At 70.7% G+C, this 16,177-nt stretch carries 15 protein-coding genes; 12 read left to right on the top strand and 3 right to left on the bottom strand.

The window, feature by feature from the left end; translation table 11 throughout:
• Positions 1 to 24 precede the first annotated feature (24 nt).
• Both NQV15_RS06850 and NQV15_RS06855 read left to right on the top strand, forming a co-directional pair.
• Positions 25 to 1,053: a 6-phosphofructokinase gene (locus tag NQV15_RS06850; RefSeq protein WP_232399070.1), complete on the top strand. Its 1,029-nt coding sequence runs from the start codon at positions 25 to 27 to the stop codon at positions 1,051 to 1,053.
• Positions 1,054 to 1,227: 174 nt separating this feature from the next.
• Positions 1,228 to 2,562, top strand: coding sequence for a class II 3-deoxy-7-phosphoheptulonate synthase (locus NQV15_RS06855; protein WP_232399073.1), 1,335 nt, complete (start codon positions 1,228 to 1,230; stop codon positions 2,560 to 2,562).
• Between the two features lie 78 nt (positions 2,563 to 2,640).
• Here the strand turns inward: NQV15_RS06855 and pknB are convergent, their stop codons facing one another.
• Both pknB and NQV15_RS06865 read right to left on the bottom strand, forming a co-directional pair.
• The gene (gene pknB, locus NQV15_RS06860) at positions 2,641 to 4,668 is read right to left on the bottom strand and encodes a Stk1 family PASTA domain-containing Ser/Thr kinase (RefSeq protein ID WP_232399074.1); all 2,028 of its coding nucleotides are present in this window, start codon (positions 4,666 to 4,668) and stop codon (positions 2,641 to 2,643) included.
• 99 nt (positions 4,669 to 4,767) lie between these two features.
• The gene (locus NQV15_RS06865; protein WP_232399077.1) at positions 4,768 to 5,730 is read right to left on the bottom strand and encodes a polyprenyl synthetase family protein; all 963 of its coding nucleotides are present in this window, start codon (positions 5,728 to 5,730) and stop codon (positions 4,768 to 4,770) included.
• Positions 5,731 to 5,834: 104 nt separating this feature from the next.
• Between NQV15_RS06865 and metF the strand changes: the two genes are divergently transcribed.
• Positions 5,835 to 6,728, top strand: coding sequence for a methylenetetrahydrofolate reductase [NAD(P)H] (gene metF, locus NQV15_RS06870; protein ID WP_232399079.1), 894 nt, complete (start codon positions 5,835 to 5,837; stop codon positions 6,726 to 6,728).
• Between the two features lie 19 nt (positions 6,729 to 6,747).
• Here metF and NQV15_RS06875 read toward each other — a convergent pair whose 3' ends face one another.
• Positions 6,748 to 8,004 carry a phytoene desaturase family protein gene (locus NQV15_RS06875; RefSeq protein WP_232399081.1) on the bottom strand — a complete coding sequence of 419 codons (1,257 nt, stop codon included), beginning with the start codon at positions 8,002 to 8,004 and terminating at the stop codon, positions 6,748 to 6,750.
• A 56-nt stretch (positions 8,005 to 8,060) separates the two neighbouring features.
• On the opposite strand from NQV15_RS06875, the gene NQV15_RS06880 reads away from it, so the two are divergent.
• The 9 genes from NQV15_RS06880 (at position 8,061) to NQV15_RS06920 (ending at position 16,129) form a co-directional block, all read left to right on the top strand.
• A complete protein-coding gene (locus NQV15_RS06880) occupies positions 8,061 to 8,831 on the top strand; it encodes a class I SAM-dependent methyltransferase (RefSeq protein ID WP_232399082.1) in 771 nt (256 codons plus the stop codon).
• Complete coding sequence (locus NQV15_RS06885) at positions 8,818 to 9,219, top strand: DUF3040 domain-containing protein (RefSeq protein WP_232399084.1); 402 nt, start codon at positions 8,818 to 8,820, stop codon at positions 9,217 to 9,219. The genes NQV15_RS06880 and NQV15_RS06885 overlap by 14 nt, the downstream gene beginning before the upstream one ends.
• 231 nt (positions 9,220 to 9,450) lie before the next feature.
• Entirely contained in the window at positions 9,451 to 9,900 is a 450-nt protein-coding gene (gene mraZ / locus NQV15_RS06890) for a division/cell wall cluster transcriptional repressor MraZ (RefSeq protein ID WP_232399085.1), read from the top strand.
• A gap of 119 nt (positions 9,901 to 10,019) precedes the next feature.
• On the top strand, positions 10,020 to 10,148 hold the full coding sequence (locus tag NQV15_RS06895) for a hypothetical protein (protein WP_255669728.1): 129 nt from the start codon (positions 10,020 to 10,022) through the stop codon (positions 10,146 to 10,148).
• Positions 10,145 to 11,092 carry a 16S rRNA (cytosine(1402)-N(4))-methyltransferase RsmH gene (rsmH, locus tag NQV15_RS06900; protein ID WP_232399086.1) on the top strand — a complete coding sequence of 316 codons (948 nt, stop codon included), beginning with the start codon at positions 10,145 to 10,147 and terminating at the stop codon, positions 11,090 to 11,092. The genes NQV15_RS06895 and rsmH overlap by 4 nt, the downstream gene beginning before the upstream one ends.
• On the top strand, positions 11,089 to 11,514 hold the full coding sequence (locus NQV15_RS06905) for a hypothetical protein (protein WP_232399087.1): 426 nt from the start codon (positions 11,089 to 11,091) through the stop codon (positions 11,512 to 11,514). Before rsmH ends, NQV15_RS06905 begins: the two co-directional genes overlap by 4 nt.
• Positions 11,511 to 13,259, top strand: coding sequence for a peptidoglycan D,D-transpeptidase FtsI family protein (locus tag NQV15_RS06910; protein ID WP_232399088.1), 1,749 nt, complete (start codon positions 11,511 to 11,513; stop codon positions 13,257 to 13,259). The genes NQV15_RS06905 and NQV15_RS06910 overlap by 4 nt, the downstream gene beginning before the upstream one ends.
• Before the next feature lie 42 nt (positions 13,260 to 13,301).
• Positions 13,302 to 14,783, top strand: coding sequence for a UDP-N-acetylmuramoyl-L-alanyl-D-glutamate--2,6-diaminopimelate ligase (locus tag NQV15_RS06915; protein WP_255669865.1), 1,482 nt, complete (start codon positions 13,302 to 13,304; stop codon positions 14,781 to 14,783).
• Entirely contained in the window at positions 14,780 to 16,129 is a 1,350-nt protein-coding gene (locus NQV15_RS06920) for a UDP-N-acetylmuramoyl-tripeptide--D-alanyl-D-alanine ligase (protein ID WP_232399090.1), read from the top strand. Before NQV15_RS06915 ends, NQV15_RS06920 begins: the two co-directional genes overlap by 4 nt.
• Positions 16,130 to 16,177: the final 48 nt, after the last annotated feature.

Here is a 16,177-nt window from a genome sequence, read left to right on the forward strand (position 1 = left end):
GATTCCACCGAGAGGGAGATCACGATGCGCGTCGGAATGCTCACCGGGGGAGGAGACTGCCCCGGACTCAATGCGGTCATCCGGGCCGTCGTGCGCAAGGGGGTCACGGCGTACGGGCATGACTTCATCGGCTTCCGGGACGGCTGGCGCGGCCCGCTGGAGAACGACACCATGGCCCTGGGCATCGAGCAGGTGCGCGGCATCCTGCCCCGTGGCGGCACGATCCTGGGCTCGTCGCGGACCAATCCCTTCGCGATCGACAACGGCGTCGAGCAGATCAAGGACAACCTGGCCGCCAACGGCTGCGACGCCCTGATCGCGATCGGCGGCGAGGACACGCTGGGGGTGGCGACGCGGCTGGCCGATCTGGGGGTGGACGTGGTGGGCGTCCCCAAGACGATCGACAACGACCTGTCCGGCACCGACTTCACCTTCGGCTTCGACACCGCGGTCAACATCGCGACCGAGGCGATCGACCGGCTGCACACGACGGCCGAGTCCCACCACCGGGTGCTGGTGGTCGAGGTCATGGGCCGGCACGCGGGATGGATCGCGCTGCACAGCGGAATGGCCGGCGGCGCCAACATCATCCTGATCCCCGAGCGGCCGTTCGACATCGAGCAGGTGTGCGCGCAGGTGGAGAGCCGTTTCGCGACCCACTACGCGCCGATCATCGTGGTCTCCGAGGGCGCCGTGCCGGTCGAGGGCGGCGACATGTCGCTGGCCAGCGGCGAGAAGGACGCCTTCGGGCACGTGCGGCTCGGCGGCATCGGCGACCGGCTGGCCGCCGAGATCGAGCGCCGCACCGGCAAGGAGGCGCGGGCCGTCGTGCTGGGCCACGTGCAGCGCGGCGGGACGCCGACGGCCTTCGACCGGTGGCTCGCGACCCGGTTCGGGCTGCACGCCATCACCGCGGTGCACGAGGGGGACTTCGGCACGATGATGGCTCTGCGCGGCACCGAGATCGTCCGGGTGCCGCTGTCCGAGGGCACCGACCAGCTCAAGACCGTCCGCGCCGACCTCTACGAGGAGGCCGAGGTGTTCTTTGGGTGAGCCAAGCGAGCTCTGCGAGCGCGCGCGAACCCAGGTCGAGCGTGACACGCGCGGAGCGCGTCCCGCTGTCGAGGCCAGGTGAGCGATCCGGCTCGGCAGGCTCACCGCCGCGCCCGCGTCTCACATGGCTCGACCTGTCATCGGGGCCTCGCGCCGCGCGCGTATCCTTGGGCCGTGAACATCCCCAGCCTTGACGACCTCCATGCGATCGGCGCTGCCCAGCAGCCCACGTATGTCGACCAGTCTGCCCGCGACGCCGCGGTGCAGAAGCTGCGGAAGATGCCCCCGCTGGTGTTTGCGGGGGAGTGCGATGCACTCCGTGACCGGCTCGCCGAGGTGGCGCAGGGCAAGGCGTTCCTGCTGCAGGGTGGCGACTGCGCCGAGACCTTCGAGGGCGTGACGGCCGAGAACGTGCGCAACAAGCTGCGCGTCCTGCTGTCGATGGCCGTCGTGCTGACGTACGCGGCCAGCGTGCCGGTGGTCAAGGTCGGCCGGCTGGCCGGCCAGTACGCCAAGCCCCGCTCGAGCGACACCGAGACGCGCGACGGCGTCACGTTGCCGGCGTACCGCGGCGATGCGGTCAACGGCTTCGACTTCACGCCCGAGTCCCGCGCCCACGACCCGCAGCGGCTCGTCGACGTCTACAACGCATCGGCCGCGACGCTGAACCTGGCGCGCGCCTTCACGACCGGTGGCTACGCCGATCTGCGTCAGATGCACGCGTGGAACACCGACTTCGTCAAGAGCAGCCCGGTGCGCGAGCGCTATGAGCGCATCGGCGCCGAGATCGACCGAGCCCTGGCGTTCATGGACGCCATCGGCGTCGATCCGGAAGAGTTCCACACCGTCGACTTCTTCTCCTCGCACGAGGCGCTGGTCCTGGAGTACGAGCACGCGCTGACCCGCATCGACTCGCGCACGCAGCAGCCGTACGACGTGTCGAGCCACTTCGTGTGGATCGGCGAGCGCACCCGCCAGCTCGACGGCGCACACGTCGAGCTGCTCAGCCGCATCGCGAACCCGATCGGCGTGAAGCTGGGCCCCACCACGACGGCCGATGACGCGATCGCGCTGTACGAGAAGCTCAACCCCGACCGCATCCCCGGCAAGGTCAGCTTCATCACCCGCTTCGGCGCCGGCAAGATCCGTGACGGCCTGCCGAACCTGGTCGAGAAGGTCACCGCGGCCGGCATCGAGGTGGCGTGGATCTGCGATCCGATGCACGGCAACACCTTCGAGACCAGCAACGGGTACAAGACCCGTGAGTTCGACGACGTCATCGACGAGGTCCGTGGCTTCTTCGAGGTGCACCGCGCGCTGGGCACCTGGCCCGGCGGCCTGCACGTCGAGCTGACCGGCGATGACGTCACCGAGTGCGTCGGCGGCGGCGCCAAGCTCTCGGCCGAGGACCTCACCCACCGCTACGAGACCCTGTGCGACCCGCGCCTCAACCGCGCCCAGTCGCTCGAGCTGGCCTTCCTCGTCGCCGAGATGCTCGCCGGTCGCTGACCTCGGTCGCGCCGGAAACGACGGACGCCGTGCAGCCGCCCCTCAGGGGGCAGCCGCACGGCGTTCGTCGTGTGGGGGTCAGATCGGTGAGATCGTGACGGTCGCGCCGCGCTTGGCCTTCTCGCCGCCGTTGGGGCTCTGGCCCTGGATCGTGTAGTTGCCCGCACCGGGGAACCACAGCGCCCGCACCTTGAACCCGGCGGCCTCCAGGGCCGCCCGCCCGTCAGACTTGCTCATGCCGATGACCGAAGGAATGGGGATCTCCTCGGGGCCCTTGGAGACCGACAACGAGATCGTGTCGTTCTTGAAGCCCGTGCCCTGGGAGGGTGACTGGGACACGATGCGTCCCTCGGGGACGGAGTCGCTGAACGTCTCGGACGTCGACACCTTGAAGCCGGCGGCCGCGAGGGCCTTGCGTGCCGCGTCGAGGGGATCGCCGGTGTGGTCGGTGATCTTGATGGGCTTGCGGCCCTTGCTGACCAGCACGTTGACCGCGGTGCCGCGCTTGAGCTCGTCGGTGGACGTCACGCCATCGGCCTTGACGATGCGGCCCTCGTCGATCTTCTCGTCGAAGACCTGCTTCTGCTCGCCCAGGACCAGGTCCTGCTCGGCGAGGGCGGCCGTGGCCTCCTCGACCGTCATGCCCTTGAGGTCGCCCTTCGGGATGAACACCCGGTCCGGCCCCTTGGACACCACGGCCTCGATCGTCCCGCCGGGCAGGATCTTGGCGCCCGGGTCCGGGTCGGTGCTGATGATCGTGCCGGCCAGGACCGTCTCGGAGAAGTCGCGCTTTTCTACCTTGAACGTGAAGCCGGCGGCCTCGGCGTTCTCCTTGGCGACGGTCTCGGAGCTGTTGACCAGGTACGGCGTCTCGTCGTACCGCAGGTCGGTGAAGTACCAGGTCAGGCCGCCGGCCAGCACGGCCAGCAGCAGAGCGAGGATCAGCAGGGTGCGCCCGCGGCGCGAGTGGGGCTTGCTCGCGGCCTGGCCGTACTGCGCGCGGCTCATCGGCGGGTCGAGGCCCAGCGGCTTGGCGGCGCCGCCGGCCGGGGGGACCGGCGGATCGGTGACGCCGCTGCTCCACTCCATGGTGTGCTCGGAGCTGGCTGCGGTGGATGTCGTCAGTGCCGTCGCGGAGGCGGACGCGGCTGCGCCGGCCGGGATGCGGGGAACGGCGACGGTGGGGGAGTCGGCGTCCTCGTCGACGCGCCCGCCCGGCAACAGGTCGGCCACCAGCTCGGGATCATCGGCCAGCCCGGCCTGCAGGGCGCGCTGGACCGAGCGGACCTGCTGCAGCATGACCCGCGCATCGGTCGACCGCTGGTCGCGGTCGCGGACGGTGGCCCGGGCGACCAGGGCGTCGACGTACGGGGGGATGCCGGGCTCGAGGTCCGACGGGGGACCGATGTCCTCGTGCACGTGCTTGTAGGCCACCTGGATCGGTGAGTCGCCCGAGTGCGGCTTGAAACCGGTGAGCATCTCGTACAGCATCGCGCCGCACGCGTAGACGTCCGAGCGGGCATCGGCACCGTCGTTCGTGACGATCTCGGGGGCCAGGTACGACACCGTGCCGATCAGCGTGCCGCCGGTCGCGGTGGTCGCGGCGCTGACCGCACGAGCCAGGCCGAAGTCGGCGACCTTGACCTCGCCGTCGGGGGTGATGAGGACGTTCTCGGGCTTCACGTCGCGGTGGATGATGCGGGCCGCGTGCGCGGCCGACAGCGCGATGAGGACCTGCTCGAGCAGCTCGAGCGCGCGGTAGGGCGCCATGGGCGCCTCTTGGCGCATGAGATCGCGCAGGGTGTGGCCCGGCACGTACTCCATGACCAGATAGGTCACCTCGCCGTCGGTGCCCTGGTCGAAGACCGACACGACATTGCGGTGGTTGAGCTTGGCAGCGGACTTCGCCTCACGGACGAAGCGCTGGGTGAACTGCTGGTCGTCGCCGAGACCGCGGTGCATGACCTTGATCGCGACCTCGCGGTCGAGTCGCTGGTCGGTCGCCTTGAAGACGCTCGCCATGCCGCCGCGCGCAATGCGCTCGCCGATCAGGTAGCGCTCGTTGAGGACACTACCGACGAGGGCTTCGTCGCCCGTCAATGCCACGCCAGCCCTCCCTCGTCACGCAGCGGACCCACAGCGGGCCCTCACGCATTCTAGTGACTCTCCCACACGGCCCCGTGACCAGCACGGATGCGGGTTGGTTCAGCGCGTCCGGCGGGTCGCGGTCAGTGCCAAGGGGCCCAGCACGGCCGGCGCCACGCCGCCGATGCGCTCGATCGCGGCATCGGCCTCGTCCTCGAGCCGGGAGATGTCGGCCTCCACGGCCTCCCAGGCGCCGCAGGCGCGGATCAGGTCGGTGATCGGGCCGACGCCCTCGGCCGTGCCGAGTGCTTCGGCCAGCAGGGCGCGTCCTGCGTCGTCGGTCAGCTCCTGGGTCCGCGCGATGAGCACCGTGCGCTTGCCCTCGCGCAGGTCGTCGCCGGCAGGCTTGCCGGTCACGGAGGGATCGCCGAACACGCCCAGCACGTCATCGCGCAGCTGGAATGCCTCGCCGAGGGGGAGTGCGACGTCGGACAGGGCCCGGATCAGCGTCTCGTCGGCGCCGGCGAGGGCTGCGCCGATGTGCAGGGGACGTTCGACGGTGTACTTGGCGGACTTGAACCGGACGACCCGCATGGCCTCGGCGACCGACAGGGTCGCCCGGGTCTGGCCGACGACGTCCAGGAACTGTCCGGCGACGACCTCGGTCTTGCACAGGTCGAGGTAGGCCAGCGCGGCCGGCACCGTCGGCAGGCGGCTGGTGCGGAACATCTCGTCGCACCACGACAGCATCAGATCGCCGAGCAGGACGGCCGCCGAGACGCCGAACCCGGCGGGATCGCCGACCCGGTCCTCCGCACGGTGCAGCGCCTCGAACGCGCGATGGACGGAGGGGAGCCCGCGCCGCGTGTCCGAACCGTCCATGAGGTCGTCGTGCACCAGCGCGCTGCCCTGGAGCCACTCCAGGGAGGCGGCGGCGGGCACGATGCCGGGCTCGTCGGGGGCGCCGCCGGCCACGAGCCAGCCGGCGAAGCAGAACGAAGGACGCAGGCGCTTGCCCCCGCGGACGAAGGAGGCGGCCGCATCGGACACCTCGTCGAGATCGGGTCCGATGGCTGAGAACACGTCCCGTTGCCGCTGGACGAATTCCTCCAGGGTGTGATCGACGCGTGCCCTGAACTCGGAATCTTGCGCACCTGTGGCCACCTGCTGAACGGTACCGTTGAGCCATGGCTTTCGAAGACCGCTCCCTCGTTGCTGCGCTGACCGCCCCCGCGCCGACGTACTCCTTCGAGTTCTTCCCGCCGAAGGACGACGACGGGGAAGCGGTGCTGTGGCGGACCATCGCCGACCTGGAGACGCTGCGCCCGACGTTCGTGTCGGTGACCTACGGGGCCGGTGGCACGAGCCAGGAGCGCACCGTGCGCATGACGGCCCGCATCGCCGAGCAGACCGGGATCCGCCCGGTCGGCCACCTGACCCTGGTGGGCCAGACCAAGGGTGAGATCGAGTCGGTCCTCAAGCAGTACGCCGCGGCCGGGGTCGACAGCGTCCTGGCGCTGCGCGGCGATCCGAAGGGTGGCCCGCGTGCGCCGTGGGAGCCGCATCCCGACGGCATGACCTACGCGATCGACCTGGTTGAGCTCGCCGCGGAGATCGGCGGCTTCGAGATCGGCGTCGCCGCCTTCCCCGAGGGTCATCCCGACGCCGAGAGCCTCGACCAGGACGCCGAGGTGCTCGTCGCCAAGTCGCGGGCGGGTGCCGAGTACGCCATCACGCAGATGTTCTTCAGGGCGTCGGACTACTTCGAGCTGGTCGACCGGGTCCGGGCCCGTGGCTGCGACATGCCGATCGTGCCGGGCATCATGCCGATCCTGAACTTCGGGCAGGTCGCCCGCATGGCCGAGCTGTGCGGCGCGGAGCTGCCCCGCGAGGTGCTCGACCAGATCGAGCCGATCGCAGGCGACAAGGACGCCGTCCGGGCCACGGGCATCGAGCTGGCCACCCAGCTGTGCCGTGACCTGCTGGCGGGGGGAGCGCCGGGCCTGCACTTCATCACGCTCAACCGGTCGAAGGCGACCCGCGAGATCTTCGAGGCGCTGCGGGCCGACGGCCTGCTCTGAGCCCGTCCGCCGGCGGCTCCTAGCGCGCGACCGCGCCGACGTCGCCGGCGATCGCCGCGGTCGCCATGCCGATCGCCTCGAGCGTCCCGCCGGGATGGGCGTGGGCGCCGGCGAAGTACAGCCCGCCGGTGGGGGCGACCCCGGGCAGGTCGAAGGCCGTCGTCCAGCCGTTCCACGCCCAGCCCCAGTGGCCGAGGGTCACCAGCTCGCTGGGGGTCAGCGTCGTGCGGGCCGTGACGTGCCGGCGCAGGTCCAGGCCGAGGCGCGCCAGTGCCTGCAGCGGGTCCTCGCCGCTGTGGTGCTCGATCGTCCACCGGTCCTCGCCGGCGGCGAACAACCGCATCGGTGGATCGGAGTGGACCAGCAGGTCGTCGGCGATCGCCGGGGCGTCGGGCGACAGCGTGACGAGCGTGCGGGACGCCGGGATGACCGGCAGCATGCGGACCCGCGGCAGGGAGGCGGGCCGGGTCGGTGCGCACCAGACGACCACATCGGCCGGGACGGTGCGGCGGTCGGTCACGACGCCGGTCACCCGGTGGCCGTCGCGGACGATCTCGACACCGGACTCGCCGAGCTCGACCGTCACCCGCCGCTCCGTCAGACGCTTCTCCAGGGCTGCTGCGAGCCCGGGCAGTCCGCCCTCGAACCGCCACCGGCCGAAGGACCGCTCGAGATAGTGGGTCACCGCCAGGAAGGCCGGTGTGGTCCGCCGGTCCTGCCCGCCGAGCCGGAAGGGGTCCAGCACGATGCTGGCCAGCCGCTCGTCGGCGAAGTCACGGTCGAGCGCCGCGACGGTGCGCCGGGGACGCAGCGTCTTGCGGACCGGCCGGGTCACGGCGGGCCGCCCCGGGAAGACCTCGTCCAGCGCCATCGTGCGGATCAGGTTCCACGGCTCGGCGAACCGGTCCACCCACGGCGACCACTCGTCCTGGCCGAACAGGCCGGCGACGGCCTCGTGCTGGTCGCCCCGGTTGCCCAGCGGCAGGTCCAGGACCGAGCGATCGGCGAACAGGTGACGGCGCCCGGACGTCTTCTCCAGCCCCATGACCCGGTCGATCGGGCGCCCGGACTTGCGGAACAGGTCGCGGAACACCCCCGGCAGCGTCACGGTGTCGAGCTCGAGGGGCCACCGGTGGCCGTTCGCCTCGTGGCCGTGCAACCGGCCACCGAGGCGTGAGCTGCTCTCGAGCAGGATCACCTCGTGGCGCAGCTTGGCCAGGCGCGCTGCGGCCGACAGTCCGGCGAATCCGCCACCCACCACCACGACGTTCGCCATGCGCGCAGACTACGGGGTGGGGAGGCGGCCGCTGCGCTGTGGCTACAGTGTCCGTCATGGGTCCGGTGCGCTCCGAGCTGATGTGGCAGGCCGTGGCCGACGCGGTCACGATGGCAGGTGGCAGCTCGCTGCTCGACGTGCTCGACCTGGGCGGCGGGACCGGCGGCGACGCGGTGCGCCTGGCCCAGAGCGGGCATCGGGTCACGGTGGTCGATCCCAGCCCCGATGCGCTCGCGTCCCTGCACCGGCGCGGGGTCGAGGCCGGACTGGCCGTCCCCGTCACCGGTGTGCAGGGCGATGCGTCCGATCTGCCGGCGCACGTTGCCCCGGCGTCCTTCGACCTGGTGATGTGCCACGGGGTGCTCGAGCACGTCGACGACCCGGGGGAGGCGCTGGACACCGTCGCGACCGTCCTGCGTCCCGGCGGCCACGTCAGCGTCATGGTCGCCGGACGCAATGCCGCTGTCGCGGCGCGTGCCCTGGCCGGCGACTTCGTCACGGCGCAGACCCTGCTGGGACGCACGGCGGCGGACTGGGACCTGCGGTCGATGGGGCCGCGTCGCTTCGTCGTCGCCGAGGTCGAGCAGCTGCTCGTGGAGCGGGGTTTCCAGCCGGTCGAGAGCAGCGGTGTGCGGGTCTTCGCCGACCTCGTGCCCAGCGCGATCGTCGACACCGAGCCCGGCGCACGGGAGGCGCTGTTCGCCCTGGAACGAATCCTGAGGACGTCATCGGACTTCACAGGTTTCTCGGCTGGTCTGCACACCATCGCACGCCTAGACTTGAATTCAGCACCATCCGATCCAGGAGGCAACAGTGCCACTCTCTGACGAAGAGGCCAGGCTTCTCCACCAGCTCGAGCAGTCGTTGGCCGCTGAGGACCCCGACTTCGCCTCCACGCTGCGCGGTTCGAAGTTCATGGCCCACAACCGACGCGTTGCGGTGCTGTCTGCCCTGGGGTTCATCGCGGGCCTCGTGGTGATGTTCGCCGGCGCGGTCAGCAAGATGACCGTCATCGGCGTGATCGGCTTCCTGGTCATGGTGGGCACGGCCTTCCTGTTCACCCAGGCCTGGCGACGCGGCATCGGTGGACCGGCCGACGAGGCACGGGCCCCGTCCGGCAAGCCGGGACGCCCCGGTCGCCAGCCCAAGTCCTCCGGATCGTTCGTCGATCGCATGGAGGAGCGCTGGCAGCGCCGGCGCGACGACAACATCTAGATCGGGTGACCATGGCGTCGTAGGGCGATTTCGCCCCACTTCGCTCCACTCACGGACCAACCGCCCCCACGGGGGCGGTTTTTCTGTGTCCTGACGGCATTCAGCGCGTTCCCCAGCTCGTGGGGGACGCGCTTTTTTGTGCCCGAAAAAGGTGCCCAGAAGTGTCCTGGGTGGGGAAAGGTGGAGTACAGTGGTGCGAAATGGAGCGAATGGCCGACGAGGAGGAGCGAGGTGAACCCGGATGTGTCCAACTTCTTCGGCACCTACACCCCTCGCCTCGACGACAAGGGGCGCCTGTTCCTCCCGGCCAAGTTCCGTCCGCGCCTCGAGACCGGCATCGTCCTCACGCGTGGGCAGGAGAACTGCATCTACGGGTGGACGACCGAGTCCTTCAACGCCTTCACCGATCGCATCCGGAACACGCCGTTCACCAACCAGGCGGCGCGCAACTTCAACCGGATGTTCTTCTCCGGCGCCTCGTCGGAGGTCCCGGACAAGCAGGGACGCATCTCGATCCCTCCGGTCCTGCGCACCTGGGCGCACCTGGACAAGGAGTGCACGGTCGTCGGCGCGATGGATCGCATCGAGATCTGGGACTCGGCCCGCTGGGACGAGTTCTCCGCAGCCCAAGAGGGTCCGTTCGCGGACATGTCGGAAGAAGTGATGCCCGGGATCTTCTGACGTTCGTGCGGCGAGATCTGCGCCCGTTCGGTTCTGACATCACTTCCCCGGTGTCAGACCCGGCGGTCGCGGATCTGGTCGCAGGAGCACCAGCCGGGCACACGACAGGACGAGGAGACATGAGCACCCACACGAGGACACGACGAGTACGCCACGAGGTCGCCGACGGCGTCCGCCTCATGGCGTTCTCCTTGGGCTCCTCGATCGTGCTCGCCGTGCTGATCTCGACGGGTCTGGGCCGGCTGTGAGCGACGCGAGTCACGTCCCGGTCCTGCTGGACCGCGTGCTCGACCTGCTGGCCCCCGCGCTCGACGTCGAGCGGCCCGTCGTCGTCGATGCGACGCTCGGGCTGGGCGGCCACACCGAGGCGATGCTCCAGCGCTTCGAGCACCTGCACGTCATCGGGATCGATCGCGATCCGGAGGCCCTCGCACGGTCCAGGCAGCGGCTGGCCCCGTTCGGTGACCGGGTGACCTTCGCCCACGCGGTGTACGACCAGATCGTCGACGTCGTCCACGAGGCCGGCTTCAGCAGCGTCTCCGGCGTGCTGTTCGACCTCGGCGTCTCCTCGATGCAGCTCGACCTGGCCGACCGTGGCTTCGCCTACGCCCAGGACGCGCCGCTGGACATGAGGATGAACAACGAGGACGAGCTGACCGCCGCCGACATCCTCAACACCTACAGCTCGCGGGACCTGGCGCGGGTGCTGCGCGAGTACGGCGAGGAGAAGTTCGCCAAGCGGATCGCCGACGCCGTCGTGGCCGAGCGCGCCAGGGAGCCGTTCACCAACAGCGCCCGGCTCGTGGACCTGATCCGCGACAGCATCCCGCAGGCGGCCCGCCGCACGGGTGGCAACCCGGCCAAGCGGACGTTCCAAGCGCTGCGCATCGAGGTCAACGACGAGCTCGGCGTCTACCGCCGGGCCCTGCCGGCCTCGCTGGAGGTGCTGGCGCCCGGCGGCCGTGTCGTCGTGCTGTCGTACCACTCGCTGGAGGATCGGATCACGAAGCGCGCGTTCGCCGAGGTGACCACGACCGACGTTCCCCGGGACATGCCCTTCGTCCCCGCCGGGCACGAGGCGAAGTTCCGGCTCGTCACCCGCGGCGCCGAGATGGCGACCGAGAGCGAGATCGAGGAGAACTCCCGCGCCCGATCGGTCCGCCTGCGCGTCGTCGAGAGGAACGAAGCATGAGCTCGATGGTTGCCCGGGCGCTGGCGCCCGCACCTCGCCGGCTCGAGGAGGCGAAGGCCGCCGGGCTCCGGCTGGTCCGCCCCGTGCGCAGCCGCGCCCGCCGGGCCCCGTTCGTCGTGGTGGTCATGACGGTCCTGGCCATCGGGCTGGTCGGCCTGATCATCATGAGCACGATCCTGCAGGCGCAGTCCTTCGAGGCCGCCAAGCTCGACCGTCAGGCGGCGAGCCTGCAGACCAAGCAGCAGGCCATCGCGCGCGACGTCGAGCGGTTGCAGAGCCCGGGCAACGTCGCCGGCCGCGCGCTCGCGCTCGGCATGGTGCCCAATGCCAACCCCGCCTTCCTGCGCCTGTCCGACGGCCGGGTGCTCGGTGAGCCCGAGCCGGCCGAGCCCGGTCACAACCTCGGGAGCGTGACCCGGTGAGCCCGCGGCACCTGACGCGTCGCCGTCTGCACTGGTGCACGGTGGTGGTGCTCGTCATCTTCACGCTGTTCGGCGCCCGGCTCTTCCAGATCCAGGGAATCGACGCCAGCGCCTACGCCGCGATGTCGGTCCAGGCCGGCACCGCGACCCGGATCGACCCCGCACCGCGGGGCGCGATCCTGGACCGCAACGGCCAGAACCTGGCCACCAGCGTCGACGGCGTCACGATCACGGCCGATCCGAGCATGACGGCCCCGCACGCCCCGCAGATCGCGCGGATCCTGCGTGAGGAGCTGGGTGACTCGATCGACTACTTCGACACGATCGACAAGCTGCGCACGCCGAAGTCCCGTTTCGTCTACCTCGTCCGCGATCTCCCGAAGTGGACCGCCGACAAGGCGATCGACGCGATCGACAAGGCGGAGCTGACCGGCGTCTTCACCGAGAAGGGCACCCTGCGCAGCTACCCGGGCGGCAGGCTCGCGGCCAACCTCCTCGGCTACGTCAACGGCGCCGGCAAGGGTGTCGCGGGCCTGGAGCAGCAGTACGACAAGATCCTCACCGGCAAGGACGGCTCGAGCACCTACGAGGTGTCACCGACGGGCCAGCGCATCCCGATGGCCGACAGCACGGTGACCAAGATGGTCCCCGGCAAGGACGTCAAGACCACGATCGACCGCGATCTGCAGTGGTTCTCCGACCAGCGCCTGGTCAAGGCGGTCCGTGACTCCAGCTCCGACTGGGGGCTCGCGATCACGATGGACGTCAAGACCTGCCAGATCGTGCAGATGTCGCAGGCTCCCACCTTCGACGCCGACACGCGCACCGGCATGACCGACTCCAACACCGTCTCGCGCGCCGTGCAGACCGTGTACGAGCCCGGCAGCGTCATGAAGACCGTGACGATGGCCGCGCTCGCCGACCAGGGCAAGGTCACCGCCGACACCCCGATCGTGGTGCCCTCCAAGATGGTCATCGACAAGTACCCGATCGGTGACTACTGGGAGCACGGGACGCTCAAGCTCACGGCCGCCGGCGTCATCGCCCTGTCGTCCAACCTCGGCACGATCGTCGCGGCCCGGCAGATGAGCAACGAGACGATGTACGACTACTTCCGCAAGTTCGGCTTCGGCCAGGAGTCCGGGGTGAAGCTGCCGGGAGAGTCCAAGGGCATCCTGAGCAACGGCAAGGACTGGACCAAGGCCAATCACGCGACCATCTCCTTCGGTCAGGGCATCTCGGTCACGGCGATGCAGATGATGCGGGCGGTCGGGGCGATCGCCAACGCCGGCAAGATGTGCGAGCCGGCCGTCGTCGCCAGCACCCGCGACGCGGACGGTGAGGAGACGCCGGTCGGCTCCGCAGCGAGCCACCGCGTCGTCTCCAAGGACGCCGCCGCGACGGTCACCCGGATGATGGAGGCCGTCACGGCCGAGGACGGCACCGCGCCCGCGGCGGCCATCAAGGGATACCGCGTGGCCGGCAAGACCGGCACCGCGTGGCGCGTCGACCCCGCGACGGGCCGCTACATCCGCGGCCAGAACACGGTGTCGTTCATGGGCTTCGCCCCGGCCGACAACCCGCGCTTCCTGACCTACATCGTGCTCGACAAGCCGTACAGCAACGCGGGTGGCGGCTCGACCGCCGCGCCGGTCTTCCACGACATCATGTCGATGGCCCTGGAGCGCTTCGGCGTCGCGCCCAGCGGCTCGAAGAGCCCCAAGGTCGAGCAGACCTGGGAGTAGGCGGCACATGGCGATCGGTAGGGTTGCTGGGTGACGCAAGAGATGCGGGTTCGACCTTCCCAGACTCCCCGTTGGGGGCTCGCCGAGCTGGCGGCCGAGGTGGGTGCCACGGCATCCGGCGAGGCGGTCGTCACGGGCATCGCGCTGAACACGGCGCACGTCCAGCCCGGTGACCTGTACGCGGCGCTGCCCGGCGCCCGGGCACACGGGGCGACCTATGTCGGCCAGGCCGTCGAGCGTGGCGCGGTGGCGGTCCTGACCGACCGCGACGGTGCGGAGCTGGTCGCGGGGGTCCTGCCCACGATCGTCGTGGATCAGCCGCGTCGGAAGATCGCTGGGCTGAGTGCCGCGTTCTACGGGCATCCCGCCGAGTCGTTCACGACCGTCGGCATCACCGGCACCCAGGGCAAGACGACCACGACGTACCTGGCCGAGGCCGCCCTGGGAGACCGGGTCTCGGCCGTCGTCGGGACGATCGGCACGCGCATCGGGCGCGTCCCTGCTGCGTCGACCCTGACGACGCCCGAGGCACCCCAGCTGCAGGCCCTGTTCGCGGTGATGCGCGAGGAGGGCGTGGAGGTCTGCGCGATGGAGGTCTCCAGCCACGCGCTCGTCCAGGGCCGGGTCGACGGCTTCTTGTTCGACGTCGCGGTGTTCTTGAACCTGGGCCGCGACCACCTCGACTTCCACCACGACCTGGAGGACTACTTCCTGGCGAAGGCGGCGCTGTTCACCCCCGAGCGGGCACGGCACGCCGTGATCAACGTCGACGACGCGCACGGACGGCGGCTGCGCGAGCTGACGCCGCTGCCCATCACGACCTTCTCGACCGACGGCAACGCAGCCGACTGGCGTGCGGTCAACATCCGCCCGCACCGGCTCGGCACCGATCTGGAGGTCATCGGTCCCGACGGTGCCGCCTTCGACCTGTCGGTCCCGTTGCCCGGCGTCTTCAACGTCTCCAACGCGCTGGCGGTCATCGCGGCACTGGCGACCGCCGGCCACGACCCGGCCGAGCTGGCGGCAGGCATCGCGGCCAGCACCGGCGTGCCCGGCCGGATGGAGCGGGTCGACGCCGGCCAGCCGTTCACCGCGATCGTCGACTACGCCCACAAGCCCGATGCGGTGACGGCCGTGCTGTCGGCCCTGCGCCCCGTCACGGCCGGGCGGCTCATCGTCGTCATCGGTGCCGGGGGAGATCGCGACCACGGCAAGCGCCCGCTGATGGGGGAGGCCGCCGCGCGGCACGCCGACGTGGTGATCGTGACCGACGACAACCCGCGCACCGAGAGCGCCGCCACGATCCGCAGCGCCGTCATGCAGGGTGCCGCCGCCGGGCCCGGCGTCGCGATCGAGGTGCCCGGGCGCCGTGAGGCGATCGCCCACGCGGTGGCCATGGCGCACCTGGGTGACACCGTCGTGGTCGCCGGCAAGGGGCACGAACGCGGTCAGGAGGTCGACGGGGTCGTGCATCCCTTCGACGACCGCGAGGTCCTGGTCGAGCTGATCGGAGCCGCCTCATGATCCCCATGTCGCTGGCGCAGATCGCCGACGTCACCGGTGGGACCGTCGTCGGTGACGGCGGGATCGTCGTGGACGGTGCCGCGACGCTGGACTCGCGGGCTGTCGAGCCCGGCGGCCTGTTCGTGGCGATCGCCGGCGAGCACGCCGACGGGCACGACTTCACGGCACGGGCGGTCGAGGCCGGGGCGGCCGGGGTGCTGGCATCACGCGACACGGGGGTGCCGGGCGTCATCGTCCCCGACGCCACCCGGGCCCTCGGCGTCCTGGCCCGCCACGTGCTGGACGAGCGCGAGGACGTCCAGGTCGTCGCGATGACCGGCTCGAGCGGCAAGACCAGCGTCAAGGACCTCATCGCGCACCTGCTGGCGCCGGAGGGGGCCACCGTCGCCACCCGCGGCAACCACAACAACGAGCTCGGCGTCCCGCTGACGGTGCTCCAGGTCGACGAGCTGACGCGCTTCCTCGTGGTCGAGATGGGCGCACGGGCCATCGGCGACATCGCCGCCCTGTGCGAGATCGCCCCGCCGGACATCGGCATGGTGCTGAACGTCGGCCTCGCCCACGTCGGCGAGTTCGGCTCGGCCGACCGCATCGCGGTGGCCAAGGGCGAGATGGCCGAGTCCACCGGCCCGGACGGGGTCGTGGTCCTGAACGCCGACGACCCCCGGGTGTCGGCGATGGTGTCGCGGACGCGCGCCAGCGTCACGACCTTCGGCACGACCGGTGACGTGCGGGTCGGTGCGGTGCGCCTGGATGACGACGGGTCCCCGCACTTCACCTTGAGCCACCACGGACGTTCCGTCGAGGCCCACGTGCCGCTGATCGGCGACTACCACGCGATGAACGCGGCAGCGGCCGCAGCCGCCGCGCTGTCGCTGGGCGTCGACCTGGAGACGATCGCCGCCCGCTTGGCGACGGCCGACACCGCCAGGTCTCCCATGCGCATGGAGCGCCACGTCCGGGCCGACGGGCTCGTGGTCATCAACGACGCCTACAACGCCAATCCCCAGTCGATGGCCGCCTCCCTGCGCGCGGTCGCCGCGATCAGCCGCGGGCGGGGTGTCGCCGTGCTCGGGCCGATGTTCGAGCTGGGTGAGCAGAGCGACGCCGAGCACCGCCGGATCGGGCGTCTGGCGGCCGATCTGGGCTTCACCCGGGTCGTGGTCGTCGGCGCGGAGGCCAGCGCGATCGCGGACGGGGCCGGTGACATCGCCGAGCTCGTCGACGATGCCGATGTGGCGACCCGCACACTGCCCGCGAGCCTGTCCGGGGACGAGGTCGTACTTGTGAAAGCATCGAGGGGCGCGCGGCTCGAGCGCGTCTCCCAGGCGCTCGTCCAAGCCTGACCTCCCACTCGACGACAGCACGCCGAGGCATCTCCCCGAAAGGAACCA

This window comes from Aeromicrobium wangtongii, assembly GCF_024584515.1.
GTDB lineage: Bacteria > Actinomycetota > Actinomycetes > Propionibacteriales > Nocardioidaceae > Aeromicrobium > Aeromicrobium wangtongii.